The sequence below is a fragment of the Rhizobacter sp. genome, assembly GCA_019635355.1.
Taxonomy (GTDB): Bacteria; Pseudomonadota; Gammaproteobacteria; order Burkholderiales; family Burkholderiaceae_C; genus Rhizobacter.
The window spans coordinates 4483810-4503348 of sequence record JAHBZQ010000001.1 but is presented as its reverse complement, the minus strand read 5'-3'; the positions used below and the strand labels follow the sequence as shown (position 1 = coordinate 4503348).

At 67.7% G+C, this 19539-nt stretch carries 20 protein-coding genes and 1 tRNA gene; 12 read left to right on the top strand and 9 right to left on the bottom strand.

Annotated features, from left to right (window positions below):
* Positions 1-489: 489 nt before the first annotated feature.
* From ampD to ccsA, 5 genes are read right to left on the bottom strand one after another with little or no spacing between them, the layout of a single operon-like run.
* Entirely contained in the window at positions 490-1080 is a 591-nt protein-coding gene (ampD, locus tag KF892_20960) for a 1,6-anhydro-N-acetylmuramyl-L-alanine amidase AmpD (protein ID MBX3627492.1), read from the bottom strand.
* On the bottom strand, positions 1077-2636 hold the full coding sequence (locus tag KF892_20955) for a sigma-54-dependent Fis family transcriptional regulator (GenBank protein MBX3627491.1): 1560 nt from the start codon (positions 2634-2636) through the stop codon (positions 1077-1079). The genes ampD and KF892_20955 overlap by 4 nt, the downstream gene beginning before the upstream one ends.
* Positions 2633-4558: a histidine kinase gene (locus tag KF892_20950; protein ID MBX3627490.1), complete on the bottom strand. Its 1926-nt coding sequence runs from the start codon at positions 4556-4558 to the stop codon at positions 2633-2635. The genes KF892_20955 and KF892_20950 overlap by 4 nt, the downstream gene beginning before the upstream one ends.
* Positions 4558-4800 carry a hypothetical protein gene (locus KF892_20945; GenBank protein ID MBX3627489.1) on the bottom strand — a complete coding sequence of 81 codons (243 nt, stop codon included), beginning with the start codon at positions 4798-4800 and terminating at the stop codon, positions 4558-4560. Before KF892_20945 ends, KF892_20950 begins: the two co-directional genes overlap by 1 nt.
* A gap of 7 nt (positions 4801-4807) precedes the next feature.
* On the bottom strand, positions 4808-5635 hold the full coding sequence (ccsA, locus tag KF892_20940; GenBank protein ID MBX3627488.1) for a cytochrome c biogenesis protein CcsA: 828 nt from the start codon (positions 5633-5635) through the stop codon (positions 4808-4810).
* Between the two features lie 49 nt (positions 5636-5684).
* On the opposite strand from ccsA, the gene ffh reads away from it, so the two are divergent.
* The gene (gene ffh / locus KF892_20935) at positions 5685-7094 is read left to right on the top strand and encodes a signal recognition particle protein (GenBank protein ID MBX3627487.1); all 1410 of its coding nucleotides are present in this window, start codon (positions 5685-5687) and stop codon (positions 7092-7094) included.
* Between the two features lie 105 nt (positions 7095-7199).
* On the top strand, positions 7200-7958 hold the full coding sequence (locus KF892_20930) for a DUF2726 domain-containing protein (protein ID MBX3627486.1): 759 nt from the start codon (positions 7200-7202) through the stop codon (positions 7956-7958).
* Here KF892_20930 and ftsY read toward each other — a convergent pair whose 3' ends face one another.
* Positions 7959-9077, bottom strand: coding sequence for a signal recognition particle-docking protein FtsY (gene ftsY, locus KF892_20925; GenBank protein MBX3627485.1), 1119 nt, complete (start codon positions 9075-9077; stop codon positions 7959-7961). It lies immediately after the preceding gene.
* A 60-nt stretch (positions 9078-9137) separates the two neighbouring features.
* Between ftsY and KF892_20920 the strand changes: the two genes are divergently transcribed.
* The 3 genes from KF892_20920 to miaB all read left to right on the top strand — a co-directional run bounded on the left by KF892_20920 (position 9138) and on the right by miaB (position 11075).
* A tRNA-Met gene (locus KF892_20920) sits at positions 9138-9214 on the top strand.
* A gap of 104 nt (positions 9215-9318) precedes the next feature.
* Positions 9319-9702 carry a hypothetical protein gene (locus KF892_20915; GenBank protein ID MBX3627484.1) on the top strand — a complete coding sequence of 128 codons (384 nt, stop codon included), beginning with the start codon at positions 9319-9321 and terminating at the stop codon, positions 9700-9702.
* A gap of 11 nt (positions 9703-9713) precedes the next feature.
* Positions 9714-11075 (top strand): tRNA (N6-isopentenyl adenosine(37)-C2)-methylthiotransferase MiaB, encoded by a 1362-nt coding sequence (gene miaB / locus KF892_20910; protein ID MBX3627483.1) that lies wholly within the window; start codon positions 9714-9716, stop codon positions 11073-11075.
* A gap of 9 nt (positions 11076-11084) precedes the next feature.
* Here the strand turns inward: miaB and KF892_20905 are convergent, their stop codons facing one another.
* Positions 11085-11363, bottom strand: a complete 279-nt coding sequence (locus KF892_20905; protein MBX3627482.1) for a hypothetical protein — start codon at positions 11361-11363, stop codon at positions 11085-11087.
* Between the two features lie 68 nt (positions 11364-11431).
* Here KF892_20905 and hemA point away from each other — a divergent pair, with 68 nt between their 5' ends.
* The 6 genes from hemA to KF892_20875 all read left to right on the top strand — a co-directional run bounded on the left by hemA (position 11432) and on the right by KF892_20875 (position 16433).
* Complete coding sequence (gene hemA / locus KF892_20900) at positions 11432-12739, top strand: glutamyl-tRNA reductase (GenBank protein MBX3627481.1); 1308 nt, start codon at positions 11432-11434, stop codon at positions 12737-12739.
* A gap of 90 nt (positions 12740-12829) precedes the next feature.
* Positions 12830-13915 carry a peptide chain release factor 1 gene (prfA, locus tag KF892_20895; GenBank protein MBX3627480.1) on the top strand — a complete coding sequence of 362 codons (1086 nt, stop codon included), beginning with the start codon at positions 12830-12832 and terminating at the stop codon, positions 13913-13915.
* On the top strand, positions 13912-14730 hold the full coding sequence (prmC, locus tag KF892_20890) for a peptide chain release factor N(5)-glutamine methyltransferase (GenBank protein MBX3627479.1): 819 nt from the start codon (positions 13912-13914) through the stop codon (positions 14728-14730). The genes prfA and prmC overlap by 4 nt, the downstream gene beginning before the upstream one ends.
* 105 nt (positions 14731-14835) lie before the next feature.
* Positions 14836-15429, top strand: coding sequence for a hypothetical protein (locus KF892_20885; protein ID MBX3627478.1), 594 nt, complete (start codon positions 14836-14838; stop codon positions 15427-15429).
* A 105-nt stretch (positions 15430-15534) separates the two neighbouring features.
* Entirely contained in the window at positions 15535-15852 is a 318-nt protein-coding gene (grxD, locus tag KF892_20880) for a Grx4 family monothiol glutaredoxin (GenBank protein MBX3627477.1), read from the top strand.
* Complete coding sequence (locus KF892_20875) at positions 15738-16433, top strand: UbiX family flavin prenyltransferase (protein MBX3627476.1); 696 nt, start codon at positions 15738-15740, stop codon at positions 16431-16433. The genes grxD and KF892_20875 overlap by 115 nt, the downstream gene beginning before the upstream one ends.
* 9 nt (positions 16434-16442) lie before the next feature.
* Here KF892_20875 and KF892_20870 read toward each other — a convergent pair whose 3' ends face one another.
* Entirely contained in the window at positions 16443-17075 is a 633-nt protein-coding gene (locus KF892_20870; protein ID MBX3627475.1) for a lytic transglycosylase domain-containing protein, read from the bottom strand.
* Positions 17072-18817, bottom strand: a complete 1746-nt coding sequence (locus tag KF892_20865; protein MBX3627474.1) for a proline--tRNA ligase — start codon at positions 18815-18817, stop codon at positions 17072-17074. The genes KF892_20870 and KF892_20865 overlap by 4 nt, the downstream gene beginning before the upstream one ends.
* A 129-nt stretch (positions 18818-18946) precedes the next feature.
* On the opposite strand from KF892_20865, the gene KF892_20860 reads away from it, so the two are divergent.
* The gene (locus KF892_20860) at positions 18947-19537 is read left to right on the top strand and encodes an RNA pyrophosphohydrolase (protein ID MBX3627473.1); all 591 of its coding nucleotides are present in this window, start codon (positions 18947-18949) and stop codon (positions 19535-19537) included.
* Positions 19538-19539 lie beyond the last annotated feature (2 nt).

Here is a 19539-nt window from a genome sequence, read left to right as displayed (position 1 = left end):
TCGTTCGTGCGCTCGGCGCAGGCTTGTGGCCTCAGCAGCAAAAGCTGCGGCCGACCTCGTGGAGACGGGGGCGCGGGAACGTGGAACGAGAAGAGCAGGTAAGAACGAGGTGCGCTACGTCGAGCGCCTTGCATGGCTGGCCCGTGCACTCCGCCGATCGTTGTGCGCTGCTGCGTTGCGCAGCAGGCCCTGAAAACGGGGCGATGGTGGTGAGCATGAGCGTGTGTTTCTGGAACAGAAGGATAACACGAAGGGACACTATATCTAGGGCTCCAGCCACCTTCAAGCACTAGGGATAGCGTCTAACCCTAAGAGGGGAAACACAGCTGTGCAACACCTTCGGCGGGCCTTGCGCTGGCCTCGCGCGCAAGCGCCGATGACTGCGCCACCTGTGATCGCACATCACGCATTGATGCGGCATGCAGGCGTGTTTGGCCGCGCATGGCGCACAGCGCAAGGCTGCGCTTCACGCCGCTCGCAAGCGCCTCCTCAAAATGCAGGAGACGTGTTGTCGGGAAAGTACCGAGCGGACCAGCCGAGCTGCGACTTCAAACGCGCCCAGTCGAAACCGGGCCCCGGATCCTGCTTGCGGCCGGGCGCCACATGCTCGTGGCCAACCACCCACTGCAGCGGGTAGTCGCACGCCAGGCGCTGCAGCAGCACGGTGAGCGCGTCGTACTGCGCCGGTTCGAACTGCTCGCCTTCCAGGCCTTCGAGCTCGATGCCGATGGAATAGTCGTTGCAGTTCTCGCGCCCCCGCCAGACCGAGCGGCCGGCATGCCAGGCGCGGTCTTCGCACGAGACGAACTGCAGCAGCTCGCCATCGCGCCGCAGCACGAAATGCGACGACACCTCCAGCCCGCGGATCTGCTGGAAGTACGGGTGGGCCTCCCAGTCGAGCCGGTTGGTGAAGAGGCGCTCGATCTCGTCACCGCCATAGATGCCGGGCGGCAAGCTGATCGAATGGATCAACGCCAGGTCGATGTCGACGCCGGTCGGCCGTGGGCCGAAGTTGGGGGACGGGCACGCCCGGGCCTCGTCGAGCCAGCCCTTGCGGGCCGACTGCGAGGGCGTCGTCATGTGTCGTCGCCGCGCTCGGTCTCGGGCGCTTCGGGCTCACCACCCACATGCACGCCGAGGCGCGCCATGCGATAGCGCATCTGCCGCAGGGACAGGCCGAGGCTCGCCCCCGCCGCAGTGCGGTTGTAGCGGTACCGCTCGAGCGCGCGTTCGAGCACGTCGCGCTCCACCTCGTCGAGGTAGGCTGCCAGGTCGGTGGGAAGCGGCGCAGGTGCCGGCGCCTGCGCGGGCACCGGGGCGGCGGGCGCAGCCGCCACCGACGCGATCGCAGACGACGACACCGCATCCGGCATGTCCAGAGCAAGGTCCAGCACGTCGAGATCGGAGACGTCGATGTCTTCACCACCCGAGAAGGCAACGGCACGGTGCAGCAGGTTTTCAAGCTCCCGCACGTTGCCGGGGAAGCTGTATCGCGAGAGGTGGGCGAGTGCCTCGCGCGTGAGCCGCGGCGGTGGCCACACGCCGGCATCGCGCGAGATGCGTTCGAGCACACGCTCGCAGATGGCGGGCAGGTCTTCCAAGCGCTCCCGCAACGGCGGCACCCGGATCTGGATCACGTTGAGGCGGTAATAAAGATCCTGCCGGAAGCGGCCCGCCTGCACCTCGGCACCCAGGTCTTTGTGGGTGGCGCTCAAAAGGCGCACGTTGACCGCCTGCTCGCTCACCGCGCCGACGGGGCGCACCGAGCGCTCCTGAATGGCACGCAGGAGCTTGCTCTGCATCGCCAGCGGCAGGTCACCGATTTCGTCGAGGAACAGCGTGCCACCGTTGGCGGCCTGGAAGAAGCCTTCGCGGTCGTCGGCCGCACCGGTGAAGGCGCCCTTGCGGTAGCCGAAGAACTCGGCTTCGAGCAGATGCTCGGGGATGGCGCTGCAGTTCACCGCGATGAACGGTTGCCCTGCCCGCGGGCTCACCTCGTGGATGGATCGTGCCACCAGTTCCTTGCCCGTGCCCGACTCGCCATTGACCAGCACCGGCGCCATGCTGCGGGCCACCTTGTCGACCAGTGCGCGCACCTGTTGCATGGCCGGCGACTGGCCGGCCATGCGGTTCATGGCCTGGCTCGTGGGGATGGCCGGCGGTGCGGCTTCGAGGGCTGCGGCGCGCGGCGCGCCGGCCGGTGCAGCGCCGTGGCTCGAGGGCAGGCTCGACGGCACCACGGTGGGCGACGCCGCCGGTGCACGCCCGAGCGCCGAGGCCACGACGGCGCGGAACTGCTTCAGGTCGACGGGCTTCGTGAGGTAGTCGTAGGCGCCCGCCTTCAGCGCCTCGACCGCGTTCTCGGCGGATCCGTAGGCGGTGATGACGATGGCCTTCTCGCGCCGGCCAGCCTCTTCGAGCCGGCGCAGGAGATCGAGCCCGGTGCCATCGGGCAGACGCATGTCGGTGATGACGGCGCTGTAGGTGCGGTCCTTCAGGTGCAGCCAGGCGTCTTCGACGGTTCCCGCCGTCTCGACGTCGTACCCCTCCCGCAGCAAGGTCAGCTCGTACAGCGTGCGCAGGTCCGGTTCGTCGTCGACGACCAGCAGGCTGAAATGCGAAGGGGATGACGTCATGAGGACAATTGCAATCGTGCTTCGGCGGCAACGTTCTCTGGCAGGGCCTGGCGGCGCATCGCGACCGAGAACTCGTTGCGGTTGCTTTCGACGGCGCTGCGCAGCCGGTAGTCGATGCGGGCGCCGTAGCGCTCGCAAAGTTCGCGGCAAATATACAAGCCCAGCCCCGTGCCCCGGCTTCGTGTGGAGAAGAAGGGTTCGAAGAGGTAGCGCTCCACTTCCGGCGGGATGGGGTCACCGTCGCTGGCGACACTCAAGACGGCATGGGTTTCGTCGCGCACATACAGCCGCAGCATCACCGCGCCCGGCCGCTTGGTGGCGTGCCGGCAGCCGTTGTCGAGCAGGTTGACGAGCACGCGCCGCAGGTGGTCGGCGTCGAACACCACGCCGACGGGCTCGTCGGGCAGCTTGACCTGCAGCACGCTCTGGTCGCCCAGCACCACGCCGTTCGTGCGCGCCCATTCGGAGCACACCGAAGCGATCAGCGACACAGCATCGATCGGGCCGGTGGCGCGCACGTCGCTCGGCGCCACTTCCATCACGTCGTCGACGATGCGTTTGAGCCGCTCGACGTTGTCGGACACCATGCGCGTGAGCTGTCGCTGCGACGGCGTGGTGGCGTCTTCGGCCATCAAGGCATTGGCTTGCGAAATGGCCGCCAAGGGGTTGCGGATCTCGTGGGCGATGCCGGCGGAAATGCGGCCCATCGCGGCGAGCTTTTCCTGCCGGGTGCGGGCCTGCATGCTGCGCACGTCTTCGAGGAACAGCACGCACAGCTCTTCGCTGGCCTGTGGCTCGCGGCGACGCGTGAAGCGCATGCGCACGCGCAGGGTGCGCGCGAGCGCACTTTCGAAGGCGAGCACCACATCGCGGCCGGCTTCCGGCCAGGCGGCCTCGGCAAAGGCGCGCTCGACGGCCGCGACCAGGCTGCGCCAGGCCTCGACGTTGCGCAGCTGGAACGGCGCCTCGCGGCACATTCCCTCGGGGGCCAGCAAGACCCGGGCGGCGGGGTTGGCCGCGCGCACGCGCCCGCGGCGGTCGACCACCAGCACGCCTTCCTGCATCTCCTCGATCACCAGGCGGTTGAGCTGCGCCTGCTGGCGGGCGAGCTCGAGGCTGCCCTTGGCGGTCAACTCTTCGCGTGCCAGGCGGCCCGCCAGCTCGCCCGCGAGCAAGGTGATGACGAAGAAGCCGCTGCCGGCCAGGCCGGCTTGCGTCATCAGCAGCGTGACCTCGCCGCCCGACACCACGCCCCACCCGGCAATGCCGAGCAGCGCCAGCGTCACGATCGCCGCCGTGGCCAGCGCCATCGTTCGTGGCGTGAGCACGCCCGCCATCAGCACCGGCAACACGAGCAGGGCGACGTAGTTGAGCGTGGCTGCGGGCGACAGCACGTGCAGCGCGATGAAGCACACGATGTCGACACCGATGGTCGCGAGCCACTGCGGGCTGCCCATCTTCGACAGGGCCTTGGGTGCCGCAGACCGCCGCAGCCGCGGCAGCAACCACGTCGACACCGACAAGGCCGCGTAGAGGACGCTCACCACCAGCACGGCCAGCGATGGCCGCACCGCAAAGAAGCCCGCAACCGCCACCGTCGCGATCAGCGCCAGGCCCAGGGCGGCCCGCGCCGCGATGAACGCGCCATAGATGCGCTGGAAGGCCGTCTGGCCCGAGCCGATGATGCGGCGGGCCTGGCGGGTCAGGAAGCGGGAATCACCTTCGTTGCCGCGCATCGCGGCCCAGTTGCCGTCGTAGCGAGATTCATCGTCGGCCGACGGCACCTCGCCGCGCAGCTGGGTGTCGCCATCGACACCGAGCGCGCCGAACCACGACTCGTCCACCGGCCTCGGCTTGGGCGTGCTCGCCATGCGGCGGCGCTCGGCCGCACGCCGTTCGCCACTGCGCGAGGGGTTGGCCATCAGTCGCCCCGTGAGCGCTCGAAGAGGCTGCGGTGGGCCTCGCTGCAAAACACGCCACCGCGCCCGGGCAGCGACTCGCTGCGCGGCAGGTGCACGCCGCACTGTGCGCAGCTGACCATGTCTTCAGGGATGGCGGGGGGCGGCGGGGCGGCATCGGGCCGCGGTGGCAGCTTCGGCTTGCGCAGAGAGCGCATCAACCAGATGGTTCCGAGCACCACGGCCAGCAGCAGGATGAATTTCATGGGCGCCTCAGGCGACAGGCCGTTTCAAGAGGACTTCCAACACGAAGCGCGACCCGGCGTAAGCGAGCAGCAGCAGCACCACGCCGGCATACAGCCCCCGCACCGCACGGCGCCCACGCCAGCCAAACGCCTGCCGCCCCGTCAGCAGGCCGGCGAACACGAGCCAGGCGAGCACCGAGAACACCGATTTATGGTCCCAACGCCAGGGGCTCGAGAACCACCAGCCGAGCACCAAGGTGGCCGTGAGCAGCGCAAAGCCCGCCGTGACGAACTGGAAGGTGAGGCGCTCCAGGCGCAGCAGTGGCATGCCCGCACCGGCCACGGTCTTGAGCCGCAACTGCCGCTCGGCCCGGTCGAGCATCGCCGCATGCAGCACCGCCGCGCCGAAAAGGCCATACGAGGCGATGCCCAGCACCCAGTGCAAAGGCGCCCAGTTCGACGCCGCCTGCGGCCGGAATTCCCCCGGAAACACCATCGCCAGCGCCACCGCGATCAGGCCGAGGCCGGCAAGCGTGCGCCGCACACCAGGCAGCGGCACCCATCGGCTCTCGACCGCGTAGACCGCCACCACGAGCCAGAGCGTAGCCGACAACGCCGGCGCAAAACCGAAGCGCGCGCCCGACACCGTGCTGCCGATCCCGGCCATGTCGACGGCGGTCGCCATACCGTGCGCCAGCCAACCCACGAACAGCAGGCGGTGCGCCCACGGGCCGGTCGACTCGTCGCGCCACAGCACTGCGGCGGCGTAAGCCGCGAGGGCCAAGACACTCGGCACCCACAACACGAACATGGCTGGAACGTTGGCCGCTTCCGAGGAGCCCGACGATAAAATCATCGGCACAGTGTACTTTCGGGTGCCCGGTTCTCGCGTACCCAACTCCCCCATGGCATCAGCCCTCACCGACCGTCTGAGTCGTCTCGTCAAGACGATGCGCGGCCAGGCCCGCATCACCGAAAGCAACGTGCAGGACATGCTGCGCGAAGTGCGCATGGCCCTGCTCGAGGCCGACGTCGCCCTGCCGGTGGTGCGAGATTTCATCGCCCGTGTGAAGGAGAAGGCGCTCGGTGCCGAGGTCGTGGGCTCGCTCACGCCGGGCCAGGCGCTGGTGGGCATCGTCAACAAGGAACTCGCCGCCACGATGGGCGAGGTCGACCCGGCGACGGGCGCGGTGAAGCCCCCGGCTGACATCAACCTCGCGGCCCAGCCGCCGGCGGTGATCCTGATGGCCGGCCTGCAAGGTGCGGGCAAGACCACCACCACGGCCAAGCTCGCGAAGCACCTGATCGAGAAGCGCAAGAAGAAGGTGCTGACGGTCTCGGCCGACGTGTACCGCCCTGCCGCCATCGAGCAGCTCAAGACGGTGAGCAAGCAGGCCGGCGCGGAGTGGTTCCCCTCCACCGCCACCGACAAGCCGGTGGCCATCGCCACCGCCGCACTCAACCACGCACGCCGGCATTACTTCGACGTGCTGCTGGTCGACACCGCCGGCCGCCTGGCGATCGACGAAGCGCTGATGAAGGAGATCGCCGAGCTGCACGCCGCGGTGAAGCCGGTCGAGACGCTCTTTGTCGTCGACGCCATGCAGGGCCAGGACGCGATCAACACGGCCAAGGCCTTCAAGGAAGCCCTGCCGCTCACCGGCATCGTGCTCACCAAGACCGATGGCGACTCGCGCGGCGGCGCGGCCCTCTCGGTGCGGCAGATCACGGGGGCGCCGATCAAGTTCGCCGGGGTCAGCGAGAAGATCGACGGCCTCGAAGTCTTCGACGCACAGCGCCACGCCGGCCGCGTGCTCGGCATGGGCGACATCGTGGCCCTGGTCGAAGAAGTGCAGAAGGGCGTCGACGTTGCCGCCGCGCAGAAGCTCGCCGACAAGCTCAAGTCGGGCGACAACTTCGACCTCAATGACTTTCTCGCCCAGATCAGCCAGATGAAGAAGATGGGCGGCCTCTCCGGCCTCATGGACAAGCTGCCCACCCAGATGACGGGCGGCAAGGCCGCGAACATCGGCCAGGCCGACATGGACCGTGCCGAGCGCGACGTGCGCCGCATGGAAGGCATCATCAATTCGATGACACCGCTCGAGCGCCGCAAGCCCGAGCTGCTCAAGGCCACCCGCAAGCGCCGCATCGCCGCCGGTGCCGGCGTACAGGTGCAAGACGTCAACCGTCTGCTCAATCAGTTCGACCAGATGCAGGGGATGATGAAGAAGATGAAAGGCGGCGGCCTGATGAAGATGATGAAGCGCATGGGCGGCATGAAGGGCATGGGCGGCCCCGGCGGCCTGCGCTGATCCCTCGCGGACCGTGGCTGCGCTGGTGCGGCGCAGCATGGGCGAGTTGACCGCTCCCGGCCGGCCAGATATGGTCAGTGTTCGCGAACACGGGTTAGTGATGACATGGACATGCTGTTGATCGTCGGCGGGCTGCTGTTGCTGGCAGCGCTGGGGTGGGTGTTGTGGCAGAAGCGCGCCAAGCGTGCTGACGACAGCAAATCCCGCCGCAACAACAAGGTGCGCTCGATGGAAGGCCTGGACACGCTGATGTCTTGGCACCCGCAGGCCACACGCGTGATGACCACCCCCGAACGCAAGGCCTATGCGGCGCTCCGGGCCGGGTTGCCGGAGCACATCATCCTGGCGCAGGTGCCGCTGGCGCGCTTCCTCAAAGTGCCCACACGCCACTCATATTCGGAATGGCTGCGCCGCGTGGGCGTGCTGTGCGGCGACCTCGTGGTGTGCGACAGCGTCTCGCAGGTGATCGCGATCGTCGACATCCGCGCCCCCGAAGCCCAGGAAAACGAAAGCACCCGGCAACGCCACGCGCGCATGGACCGTGTGTTGAAGGCCGCCGAGATTCCGCTGCACGTGTGGCGTGAAGATGCGATCCCCAACGCGACCGGGGCTCGCAACGCGATCCTCGGCATGCCGGTGGAAGCCCCCGCCACTGCGCCAGCGGCCACGGCGGCGATGCGGCCCGTGGCCGTGGCCCCGAGCCGCGCACCGGCCGTCGAGCGCATCCCGGCTGCGGCGGTCGTCGACGACGACGGCATGGAGCAACACGATCCGCCATCGTCGACCTGGTTTGACGAAATGGACAGCGCAGCGGCACCGCTGCCACCCATACCGCAGCGCGGCGGCGGCCCCTCGATCCGCTGATCAGCTCAACAGAGCCTGCGCGAACTCACGCGCATCGAAGGTCTGCAGGTCTTCGAGCTTCTCGCCCACACCGATGAAGTAGACCGGGATCGGCCGCTCGCGCGCAATTGCGGCGAGCACACCCCCCTTGGCCGTGCCGTCGAGCTTGGTGACGATGAGGCCGGTGAGTTGCAAGGCGTCGTCGAAGGCCTTCACCTGCGAAAGGGCGTTCTGGCCGGTGTTGCCGTCGACCACCAGCAACACCTCGTGCGGCGCATCGCCTTGCGCCTTGCCGATCACGCGCTTGATCTTCTTCAGCTCGTCCATCAGGTGAGCCTGGGTGGTGAGGCGGCCGGCCGTGTCGGCGATCACCACGTCGCAGCCGCGTGACTTGCCGGCGACGACCGCATCGAAACTCACAGCCGCCGGGTCGCCACTCTCCTGGCTCACGATGTCGACCGCCTGCCGCGTACCGGGCCGGTCGGCGCGCTCGGCCCACACGGCCAGCTGCTCGCGCGCCGCGGCGCGGAAGGTGTCGGCCGCCGCCAGCAGCACCTTCTGCCCGCTGTCGGCCAGGTGACGCGTGAGCTTGCCGATGCTGGTGGTTTTGCCGGCGCCGTTCACGCCCACGACCATCATCACCGTGGGCTGATGGCGACCGACCTCGAGGCTTTTCTCCAGTGGCTTGAGCACGTCGGCGATGGCATCGGCCAGCAGCCCCTTGACCGCGGCCGGGTCGGTGGCGCGTGCGTCTTTCACGCGGCGCTTGAGGTCGTTCAACAGGAACTCGGTCGCCTTGACGCCGGCATCGGACATCAGCAGCGCTTCTTCAAGATCCTCGTACAGCGCATCGTCGATCTGCGTGCCGGTGAAGACGCGGGTGATGCTCGTGCCTGTCTTGCGCAAGCCGCCGCGCAGCTTGTCGAGCCAGCTGGCGCGCTCTTCCGGCGCAGGCACGGCAGGCGCTTCCGCGGCGACGACCGGCGACTCGGCCAAGGGCGCTGGTGCGGGGGCTGCGCCGCGCAGCCTGTCGAGCCAGCTCGCGCGTTCCGGTGGAGGAGGCGGCTCGACCGCGGGTGCGGCGGGTGCGGGCGGCGGCGCCTCCGCAGCCGGCGGCTTTTTCTTGAAGAAGCTGAACATGGGTGGGAGTGTGCGCAGGTGACAGAGGCCCTGCGAGTGATGGCTATAATGCGCGGCTCAGGCGCTTTAGCTCAGTCGGTTAGAGCGACGGAATCATAATCCGCAGGTCCGGGGTTCGAATCCCTGAAGCGCCACCAAATCAGTTCTACCCTGCGGCTCCCGGTCATCACGGCCCGGAGCCGTTGTCTTTGGTGGGCCTGCCTCCCACAATCCACCTCTTCACAGCCACTGGATCAACACCATGTACCGCTGTCTTGCCGTTGCCACTGCTGCAATCGCCTTCGCCCTGCCCGCTGCCGCGCAAGTGCAGCGCAACTTCCCGCAAAACGCCCTGCGCGGCGTCATCACCTTCGGCGCACCGCCGCAGGTCCTGCTCAATGGCAAGCCAGCCCAGCTGGCACCGGGTGCGCGCATCCGCGGCCTCAACAACATGCTGGTCATGTCGGGCGAGGCGGTGAACGTGAAGGCGACGGTCAACTACACCTTCGAGAACACCACCGGCCTCATCAAGGACGTGTGGCTGCTGCGCCCGGAAGAAATCGCGCGCAAGCCCTGGCCCGAGACGCTGGCCGAGGCGCAAGCATGGCAGTTCGACCCGGCCGCGCAGGCCTGGGTCAAGCCCTGAGGAGGCTCGTCATGCAGGGCCCGACCCCGAAGAAGGTCTTCATCAAGACCTTCGGCTGCCAGATGAACGAGTACGACTCGGACAAGATGGCCGACGTGCTGCACGCCGCCGAAGGCTACGAGTCGACGGACGACGTCGAGCAAGCCGACCTGATCCTCTTCAACACCTGCTCGGTGCGCGAGAAGGCGCAGGAGAAGGTGTTCAGCGACCTCGGCCGCGTGAAGCACCTGAAGGCCAAGGGCACGCTGATCGGCGTGGGCGGCTGTGTGGCCAGCCAGGAAGGCGCGGCCATCATCGAGCGCGCGCCGTATGTCGATGTGGTGTTCGGCCCGCAGACGCTGCACCGCCTGCCGCAGATGCTGGCGCAGCGCCGGCACGAGCGCCGCCCGCAGGTCGACATCAGCTTTCCGGAGATCGAGAAGTTCGACAACCTGCCACCGGCGCGCGTCGAAGGCGCCACCGCCTTCGTGTCGATCATGGAAGGCTGCTCCAAGTACTGCAGCTACTGCGTCGTGCCCTACACCCGCGGCGAAGAGGTCTCGCGCCCCTTCGACGACGTGCTGGTCGAAGTGGCCGGCCTCGCCGACCAGGGCGTGAAGGAAGTGACGCTGCTCGGCCAGAACGTCAACGCCTACCGCGGCAAGATGGGTGACACCAGCGAGATCGCCGACTTCGCGCTCCTCATCGAGTACGTGGCCGAGATCCCCGGCATCGAGCGCATCCGCTACACCACGAGCCACCCCAACGAGTTCTCGCAGCGCCTGATCGATGCCTACGGCCGTGTGCCTCAGCTCGTGAACCATGTGCACCTGCCGGTGCAGCACGGCAGCGACCGCATCCTGATGGCGATGAAGCGCGGCTACACCGCGATGGAGTTCAAGAGCACGGTGCGCAAGCTGCGCGCGGTGCGGCCCAACATCAGCCTCTCGAGCGACTTCATCGTCGGCTTCCCCGGCGAGACGGAAGACGACTTCGCGAAGATGATGAAGCTGATCGACGACATCGGCTTCGACAGCAGCTTCAGCTTCGTCTTCAGCCCGCGACCCGGCACGCCGGCTGCCGCGCTGCATGACGACACGCCGCAAGAGGTGAAGTTGAAGCGCCTTCAGCACCTGCAGGCGGTGATCGAGGCCAATCAGCGCCGCATCGGCCAGGCGATGGTCGGCACGGTGCAGAAGATCCTGGTCGAAGGCCCGTCACGCAAGGACGCGAACGAGCTGATGGGCCGCACCGAGTGCAACCGCATCGTCAACTTCGCAGGCCAGCCGCGCCTGATCGGCCAGCTGATCGACGTGACCATCACCGAGGCCTACCCGCACTCGCTGCGGGCCGAAGTGGCGACGCGTGAAAGCGCGGCACTGGCCGAGGCTTGAAGCGGCGGCCTAACGGCGCTCCTTCCAGCCGGCCCACCACAGGGCCAGGGCGCAGACGATCACCATCGCACCGTAGGTGCTCATCTTCCCATCCTGCCCATGCCACAGCAGGCCGGCGATGAGCACCAGTGCGGACGCCGGCACCGCCCACGCCGCCATGCGCCAGCCGGACACGCCCTTGAGCTCACGCCACCAGAACACCTTCGCGGCCCATGCCGCCACGACACCCACCCCGGCGGCCGGCGCGAGGAAATTCAAGAAATGCCACAGCGCATCCAAGGCGCCCATTGCGTCACGCTCCAGGTCTGACGGGCGACAAACCCGCAAAATTGCTTGGAATTTTATAATTCGAAAACATGAGCGTTTTCACCCTCGGCCTGAACCACACCACGGCCCCGCTGGATCTGCGGGGCCGGTTTGCGTTCACGCTCGAGCAGCTCGCGCCCACGCTGCAGGAATTCCGCCAGCGTGTGACCGGCAAAACCGGCGGCCCCGAGGTCGCCCTGCTCTCCACCTGCAACCGCACCGAGCTGTACTGCGCGGCCGAGAACGGCCTCGTCACGTCGGCGGTGGACTGGTTGGCTGCCCGCGGCGGCGTGGCCAGCCATGAGCTGATGCACCACGCCTACGTGCTCGAAGGCGGCGCCGCCGCGCGCCATGCCTTCCGCGTGGCGAGCGGCCTCGACTCGATGGTGCTGGGCGAGCCGCAGATACTCGGCCAGATGAAGCAGGCGGTGCGTGAGGCCAGCACGGCCGGCACCTTGGGCACCACGCTGCACCAGATGTTCCAGCGCTCCTTCGCCGTCGCGAAGGACGTGCGCACCTCGACCGAGATCGGCGCCCACTCCATCAGCATGGCCGCCGCGGCGGTGCGACTGGCCTCGCAACTGTTCGAAGACCTGCGCGACACGAAGGTCCTCTTCGTGGGCGCAGGCGAAATGATCGAACTCGTGGCCACGCATTTCGCCGCGCGCCAGCCCAAGGCGATGGCCGTCGCCAACCGCACACTCGAGCGCGGCGAAAAGCTCGCCGGCCGCTTCGGCGCCGAAGCGCTGCGCTTGGCCGACCTGCCCTCGCGCTTGGCGGAGTTCGATGCCGTGATCTCGTGCACCGCGAGCTCGCTGCCCATCATCGGCCTGGGTGCCGTCGAACGCGCGCTGAAGGCCCGCAAGCACCGCCCGATGTTCATGGTCGACCTGGCCGTGCCGCGCGACGTGGAGCCCGAGGTCTCGCGCCTGTCCGACGTCTACCTCTACACCGTCGACGACCTGTCGGCGCTCGTGCAGAGCGCGGGCGAGAAACGCCAGGCCGCCGTGCAGCAGGCCGAGGCCATCATCGAAAGCGGTGTGCAGAGCTTCGTGCACTGGCTGGGCCAGCGCGATGCCGTGCCGCTGATCCAGGCCCTCAACGCGCAGGCCAACGACTGGCGTGCCGCCGAGATCGCCCGCGCGCGCAAACTGCTCGCCAAGGGCGAAGACATCGACGCGGTGCTGGAAGCGCTCTCGCGCGGCCTCACGCAGAAGATGTTGCACGGCGCGCTGGCCGAGCTGCATGCCGCCGACGACGTGCATCGCCCGGCGCTCGCGCAGACGGTGTCGCGTCTCTTCCTGCGCGGCAGCGTGCACGACCCGCTGGACGACAAGCCGCTCGACCCCAAGCGTTAGCGACGCTGCGCCCACCGCCCTGGTGGAGCGCCCGGCTGCCCGCACATGGCGGGCGCACCCGCTCCGACCGCCCCCGTTTCCGGAGCCTCCATGAAAGACACCCTGCGCCAGCAATTCGAACGCCTCGCGATGCGGCTGGCAGAGCTGAACGCCACGCTAGCCGACCCGACGATCGCCAGCGACATGAACCGCTTCCGCAGCCTCACGCGCGAGCACGCCGAGGTCGAATCGCTGGTGCAACGGTTCCGCCACTACGAGCAGCGCGAGCGCGATCTCGCTTCGGCGCGCGAGATGCTCGCCGACCCTGAGATGGCCGAGATGGCGCAGGAAGAAATCGCCAGCGCCGAAGCCGACCTGGCCCGCCTGCACGGCGAGCTGCAGACGGCGCTGCTGCCACGCGATCCGGACGACGGCCGCAACGCGTTCATCGAAATCCGCGCCGGCACCGGCGGCGACGAGTCGGCGCTCTTCGCGGCCGATCTGCTGCGCATGTACCTGCGCTACGCCGAGCGCCAAGGCTGGCGCAGCGAGGTGATGTCGCAGAACACCTCCGACCTCGGTGGCTACAAGGAAGTGGTGCTGCGCATGGAGGGCGACGACGTCTATGCCAGGCTCAAGTTCGAATCGGGTGGGCACCGCGTGCAGCGCGTGCCGGCCACCGAGGCGCAAGGCCGCATCCACACCAGTGCCTGCACGGTTGCCGTGATGCCCGAGCCTGACGAGGCGGAAGAGATCCAGCTCAACCCGGCCGACCTGCGCATCGACACCTTCCGCGCGAGCGGCGCCGGCGGCCAGCACGTGAACAAGACCGACAGCGCCATCCGCGTGACCCACCTGCCCACCGGCATCGTCGCCGAATGCCAGGACGACCGCTCGCAGCACCGCAACAAGGCCAAGGCCCTGGCCGTGCTCGCCGCGCGCCTGCGCGAGAAGGACCGCAGTGAACGCGCCGCCAAGGAAGCCGCCACCCGCAAGGGCCTGATCGGCAGCGGCGACCGCAGCGACCGCATCCGCACCTACAACTTCCCGCAAGGCCGGCTCACCGACCACCGCATCAACCTCACGCTCTACAAGCTCGGGGCCATCATGGAAGGCGAGCTCGACGACGTGATCGGCGCGTTGCAGGCCGCGCGGGCCGCCGAGCAATTGGCCGAGCTGGAAGGGCGGGGGCTGTGAGCAGCATCGCCGTCGCGCTGACCCGGGCCCGCGAGATGGGGGTCGATCGCCTCGACGCGCAGCTGCTCGTCGGGCAGGTCCTGCAACGCCCGCGCAGCTGGCTGCTGGCGCACGACGACACCCTCTTGACCGAGCCGGAGCGCCAGCAGGTCGAGCACTTGATGCAGCGCCGCGCAGCCGGCGAGCCACTGGCCTACCTGACGGGCGAGAAGGAGTTCCACGGCCTGACGCTGCAGGTCACCCCTGCTGTGCTGATCCCACGGCCCGACACCGAAACCCTGGTGGACTGGGCACTGTCGCTCTTGCAGTCAGGCCCGCACGCGCCTCGCGTGCTCGATCTCGGCACGGGCAGCGGCGCGATCGCACTCGCGCTCAAGCACCGTCACCCGGCGGCCATCGTCACCGCCGTCGATGCCAGCGGGGCCGCGCTGCAGGTGGCCGCGGGCAACGCACAACGCCTGGGTTTCGACATCCGCTTTCGGCTCGGCGACTGGTGGCAGGGCCTCGAAGGCGAGCGTTTCGACCTGGTCGTGAGCAACCCGCCCTACATCGCGCTTGGCGACGAGCACCTGCCGGCGCTGCGCCACGAGCCCACGCTGGCGCTCACCTCGGGAGCCGACGGCCTCGACGCGCTGCGCACGATCGTCGCGGGCGCCCCGTCCCGCCTGTCCAGCGCCGGCTGGCTGCTGCTGGAGCACGGCCACGACCAGGCGAAGCCCGTCTGCGACCTGCTGAGCGCTGCCGGCTTTGGCAGCGTCGAGACCCGCTGCGACCTCGCCGGGATCGGCCGTTGCAGCGGTGGACAGTGGTCCTAAGGAGACAGTCGGCTGGCCACTGTTGCGGCATTGCTGCACACCCCCCAGCCTGAGCCTCCACCAAATGGCGTAAGAGGCTACCAAGCCCCCGGCAACGGGCGTAGCATGACTTTCATTCCAGCCCGTTCGTCTCTCGCCGCCATGCGCTCGCCCTTCTTCCACTGGCTCACCATGTTGACCCTGTGTCTCGGGGCAGCAGGCGCGCACGCCAGTGACGCGACGCCGCAAAGCCAGGCGCAAGCCTGGGAAGGGCTCAAGGCCCGATTGGCCATCGGCACCACCGCGCCTGCACGCGGCGACCCGAGCGTCGGCGACGCCGAGCCGCACAAGGTCAACACCCTCAGCCTGATGGGCGACTACTACCTGAGCCGCCCCTGGCTCGGCAAATCCGGCGGCTGGCGCGCGACCAGCGGGGTCTTGCTCGGCGCGCGCAGCTCCGTCTGGAGCAGCCCCTCGCTGCTCGACCGGCGCATCGCCGGTGACGGCAGCGACGCCGGCACCCAGCCCTACCTGGGCCTGGGCTACACCGGTTGGTCGAGCAAGGGCGGCTGGGGCCTGTCGGCCGACGTGGGCCTGATGGGCCTGTCGCGCTCGACCACCCGCTTCGGCAAATCAGCCCCCTCATCGAGCCTCGACGACACCGTGCGCGACCTGCGGTTTGCGCCGCTCCTGCAACTCGGCGTCTCCTATTCGTTCTGAGTCGCGTGGGCTTGTGGCGCGGCAGGCTCCGGCCTGGTCGGTTTGCCGTATAACCTCGCCTATCCCCATTTGATTTCGCTGGCCGCCGGCCGGCTCACCACCACCATGAGCGACGTTCAACAACGCATCGACGACCTCGTCAAGTCCAACCGCGTGGTGCTCTTCATGAAGGGCACGGCGCAATTTCCCCAGTGCGGTTTCTCGGGCCGAGCGGTGCAGATCCTCAAGTCCTGCGGCGTCAGCGACCTCAAGACCTTCAACGTGCTGGAAGACGAAGGCGTGCGCCAAGGCATCAAGGAATACGCCAACTGGCCGACCATCCCGCAGCTGTACGTCAACGGCGAATTCGTCGGTGGCTCCGACATCATGATGGAGATGTACCAGGCCGGCGAACTGCAGCAGGTCCTGGGCACCCAGGCCTGAGCTTGGCCACCGCTCCTGCGCCCGGCCGCGTGGTCGTCGCCATCACCGGCGCCACCGGCGCGGTGTACGGGCAGCGGCTCCTGCAGCGCCTGAAGGCCGCCGGCCGCGAGACACACCTCGTCATCAGCCCGGCCGGTGTGTTGAACGCCCACCACGAGCTGGGTTTGGACCGCAAGGCGCTGGAGGCCCTGGCCCACACGGCCTACAACCCGGCCGACGTGGGCGCTGCGATTGCGAGTGGGTCGTTCCCGGTCGAGAGCATGGTGGTGGCACCTTGCTCGATGAAGACGCTCGCGTCGATCGCCCACGGCCTGTCGGACAACCTCATCAGCCGCGCCGCCGACGTCACGCTCAAGGAGCGGCGCCGCCTGGTGCTGCTGGCCCGCGAGACACCGTACAACCTGGCGCACCTGCGCAACATGACGGCCGTGACCGAGATGGGCGGCATCGTGTTCCCGCCGCTGCCGGCGTTCTATCACCGGCCTTCAACGCTCGATGACGTGGTCGACGACTCGGTGGAGCGCGTGCTGTCCCTGCTCGGCGTCACCGAAGCGCACCCCAAGCCGTGGGCCGGGCTTTGAACGGCAGGTTCAGGCCGGCTTGAAGGCCCAGGCCTTGCGCGCACCGAACACGAGGTTCGGATACTCCGGTCGCCCACGGCTGCCGTTGTAGCGACCGAGCGCCATGTAGAGGTCACCACGCTCGCGGTCGAGGTAGTGGCGCAGGATCACGCAGCCGAAGCGCAGGTTTGTCTGCATGTGGAAGAGGCGCGCCGCATCGCCATCGCCGATCAGCCGCGCCCAGAAGGGCATCACCTGCATGTAGCCCCGCGCGCCGACACGGCTGATCGCGTACTTGCGAAAGCCGCTTTCCACCTGGATCACCCCGAGCACCAGCGATGCCTCGAGCCCCGCGCGGATGCTCTCGTACCAGACCGTCTCGAGGAACTCGACGCGCGCCACATGCTCTGCCTTGCGCTTCTTCAGCCGGTTGCTCATCTCGCCGAGCCACTTCAGGTAGGCGAGGCGCTCTTCGATGTTGTCGAACACCGGCTTCGGTGGCGCGCTGTTGGCAATCGCCGCCGACAAGGCAGAGCGCACCGCATCCGCCATCGGCTCCTCAACCTGTGCGCCGGCCCGGGCCACGGGAGGCACGAGCGCCAGGGCCGGCCAGGCTGCTGCGGCGAGCAGCTGCCGCCGGCACAGCCCGCGCGTCACGCTCATGCCGCGAGCCGGCCTTTCAGGAAGGCACCCACATCGGCGGCGGCAACGGCAGTGGCCTGCGCGTCGCGACGCCCTTGGTATTCCACCTTGCCTTCCTTCAGGCCACGGTCGGACAGCACCACGCGGTGCGGCACGCCGATCAACTCCCAGTCGGCAAACATGGCGCCCGGGCGCTCGCCGCGGTCGTCGAGCATCACATCGACCCCCTGCGCCTGCAGTTCGTCGTGCAGACGGTCGGCAGCAGCCTTGACCTCGGCGGAGCGGTCGTAGCCGATCGGGCACAGCACGACGCTGAAGGGAGCCATCGAGACCGGCCAGATGATGCCGCGCTCATCGTGGCTTTGCTCGATGGCCGCACCCAGCAGGCGCGTGACACCGATGCCGTAGCAGCCCATCTCGAGCAGCTGCGGCTTGCCGTTCTCGTCAAGGTAGCTGGCATTCATCGCCTTCGAATACTTGGTGCCGAGGTAGAACACATGTCCAACCTCGATGCCGCGCTGCATGGCGAGCTTGCCCTTGCCGTCGGGAGAAGGGTCGCCTTCAACCACATTGCGGATGTCGGCCACCAGGTCAGGCTCAGGCAGGTCACGGCCCCAGTTGGCGCCGGTGTAGTGGAAGTCGGCGTCGTTGGCTCCGCAGACGAAATCGCTCATCGCCGCCACCGTGCGATCGGCGATGACGCGCACCGGCTTCTTCAGGCCGATCGGCCCGAGGTAGCCGGGCTTGCAGCCAAAGTGATCGTCGATCTCGGCGGCGGTCGCGAAGCGATAGCCTTCCTTCAATCCATCGATCTTGCCGGCCTTCACCTCGTTGAGGCTGTGGTCCCCGCGCACGAGCAAGAGCCAGACGGTGGTCTTCAGCGTTTCGCCGTGTTCGTTCTTCTCGTCGGTGGCGAGCACCAGCGACTTCACTGTCTGCGACAGCGGCAGCTTGAGCAGCTCTGCCACGTCTTCGCAGGTGCTCTTGCCCGGCGTCGGCGTCTTGGCCAGCGCCTGCGTTGCCGCACCGCGCTGAGCAATCAGGGGCAAGGCCTCGGCCAGCTCGACGTTGGCGGCGTAGTCGGAGTCCGGACAGTAGGCGATGGCGTCTTCGCCGGTGTCGGCAATCACCTGGAACTCATGCGAACGGTCTCCACCGATCGCGCCCGTGTCAGCGGCCACCGCACGGAACACCAGCCCCATGCGCTCGAAGATGCGCACGTAGGCAGCGTACATGGCGTCATAGCTCTTGCCCGCGGCTTCGACGTCGCGGTCGAACGAGTACGCATCCTTCATCGTGAACTCGCGCCCGCGCATCACACCGAAGCGCGGGCGGCGCTCGTCACGGAACTTCGTTTGGATGTGATAGAAATTTTTCGGCAGCATGCGGTAGCTGCGCAGCTCCTGGCGGGCGATGTCGGTGATCACCTCTTCCGAGGTCGGCTGGATGATGAAGTCGCGCTCATGCCGGTCTTTCACGCGCAGCAACTCGGGCCCCATCTTCTGGAAGCGACCGGTTTCTTCCCACAGCTCGGCCGGTTGCACCACCGGCATCAGAAGCTCGACGGCGCCGGCCCGGTTCATTTCCTCGCGGATGATGTTTTCGACTTTGCGGATCACCCGCAAACCCATCGGCATGTAGTTGTAGATACCCGCGCCGAGCCGTTTGATCAGGCCGGCACGCATCATCAACTTGTGGCTCGTGACCTCGGCGTCGGCGGGCGCTTCCTTGAGCGTGGAAATGAAAAACTGAGAAGCTTTCATGAGCGGGAAACCGGGGCAAGAAACGGGGGAAAAGCGGAGGTTTGCACGGCAGGGCTGGGGAAACCCGCGGGGACACTTCCCGCAAAGCCGGTGCAATAATGAATTCAATTAAAGAATTTGAGGTTGATTATGCTCGACCGAGAAGGGTTCAGACCCAACGTCGGCATCATCCTGCTCAATACGAAGAACCAGGTTTTCTGGGGCAAGCGCATCCGCACCCACTCCTGGCAGTTCCCGCAAGGGGGCATCAAATACGGCGAAACGCCTGAGCAGGCGATGTTCCGCGAGCTCCACGAGGAAGTGGGGCTGACGCCCGAGCACGTTCGCATCGTTGCACGCACCCGCGATTGGCTGCGCTACGAAGTTCCGGAGCACTTCATTCGACGTGATGCCCGCGGGCACTACCGTGGGCAGAAGCAGATCTGGTTTTTGTTGCAGCTGATGGGTCGCGACAGCGACATGAACTTGCGCGCCACCGACCACCCCGAGTTCGACGCTTGGCGTTGGAACGACTACTGGGTGCCACTCGACCTGGTGATCGAGTTCAAGCGCGACGTGTACCAGATGGCACTGACGGAGCTTGCGCGCTTCCTGCCGCGCAACAACCACCACAACCGCTACCTGCGCTCCGGCATGCGGCCGCACCATCGAGACGATGCCGGCAACACCAACACGGCGCCGCTCGACGAAAACGGGCCGCCGGAGCCGGCGTCGTCCTGACC

What these genes read in the sequence shown, in the direction of transcription:
- KF892_20885 (MBX3627478.1), top strand. Translation starts at nt 14,836, where the DNA reads ATGACTTTCATTCCAGCCCGTTCGTCTCTCGCCGCCATGCGCTCGCCC.
- KF892_20955 (MBX3627491.1), bottom strand. Translation starts at nt 2,636, where the DNA reads ATGACGTCATCCCCTTCGCATTTCAGCCTGCTGGTCGTCGACGACGAA.
- ffh (MBX3627487.1), top strand. Translation starts at nt 5,685, where the DNA reads ATGGCATCAGCCCTCACCGACCGTCTGAGTCGTCTCGTCAAGACGATG.
- ftsY (MBX3627485.1), bottom strand. Translation starts at nt 9,077, where the DNA reads ATGTTCAGCTTCTTCAAGAAAAAGCCGCCGGCTGCGGAGGCGCCGCCG.
- ccsA (MBX3627488.1), bottom strand. Translation starts at nt 5,635, where the DNA reads ATGATTTTATCGTCGGGCTCCTCGGAAGCGGCCAACGTTCCAGCCATG.
- miaB (MBX3627483.1), top strand. Translation starts at nt 9,714, where the DNA reads ATGCAGGGCCCGACCCCGAAGAAGGTCTTCATCAAGACCTTCGGCTGC.
- KF892_20945 (MBX3627489.1), bottom strand. Translation starts at nt 4,800, where the DNA reads ATGAAATTCATCCTGCTGCTGGCCGTGGTGCTCGGAACCATCTGGTTG.
- KF892_20870 (MBX3627475.1), bottom strand. Translation starts at nt 17,075, where the DNA reads ATGAGCGTGACGCGCGGGCTGTGCCGGCGGCAGCTGCTCGCCGCAGCA.
- ampD (MBX3627492.1), bottom strand. Translation starts at nt 1,080, where the DNA reads ATGACGACGCCCTCGCAGTCGGCCCGCAAGGGCTGGCTCGACGAGGCC.
- prfA (MBX3627480.1), top strand. Translation starts at nt 12,830, where the DNA reads ATGAAAGACACCCTGCGCCAGCAATTCGAACGCCTCGCGATGCGGCTG.
- grxD (MBX3627477.1), top strand. Translation starts at nt 15,535, where the DNA reads ATGAGCGACGTTCAACAACGCATCGACGACCTCGTCAAGTCCAACCGC.
- KF892_20860 (MBX3627473.1), top strand. Translation starts at nt 18,947, where the DNA reads ATGCTCGACCGAGAAGGGTTCAGACCCAACGTCGGCATCATCCTGCTC.
- KF892_20865 (MBX3627474.1), bottom strand. Translation starts at nt 18,817, where the DNA reads ATGAAAGCTTCTCAGTTTTTCATTTCCACGCTCAAGGAAGCGCCCGCC.
- KF892_20915 (MBX3627484.1), top strand. Translation starts at nt 9,319, where the DNA reads ATGTACCGCTGTCTTGCCGTTGCCACTGCTGCAATCGCCTTCGCCCTG.
- KF892_20930 (MBX3627486.1), top strand. Translation starts at nt 7,200, where the DNA reads ATGGACATGCTGTTGATCGTCGGCGGGCTGCTGTTGCTGGCAGCGCTG.
- KF892_20950 (MBX3627490.1), bottom strand. Translation starts at nt 4,558, where the DNA reads ATGGCCAACCCCTCGCGCAGTGGCGAACGGCGTGCGGCCGAGCGCCGC.
- hemA (MBX3627481.1), top strand. Translation starts at nt 11,432, where the DNA reads ATGAGCGTTTTCACCCTCGGCCTGAACCACACCACGGCCCCGCTGGAT.
- KF892_20905 (MBX3627482.1), bottom strand. Translation starts at nt 11,363, where the DNA reads ATGGGCGCCTTGGATGCGCTGTGGCATTTCTTGAATTTCCTCGCGCCG.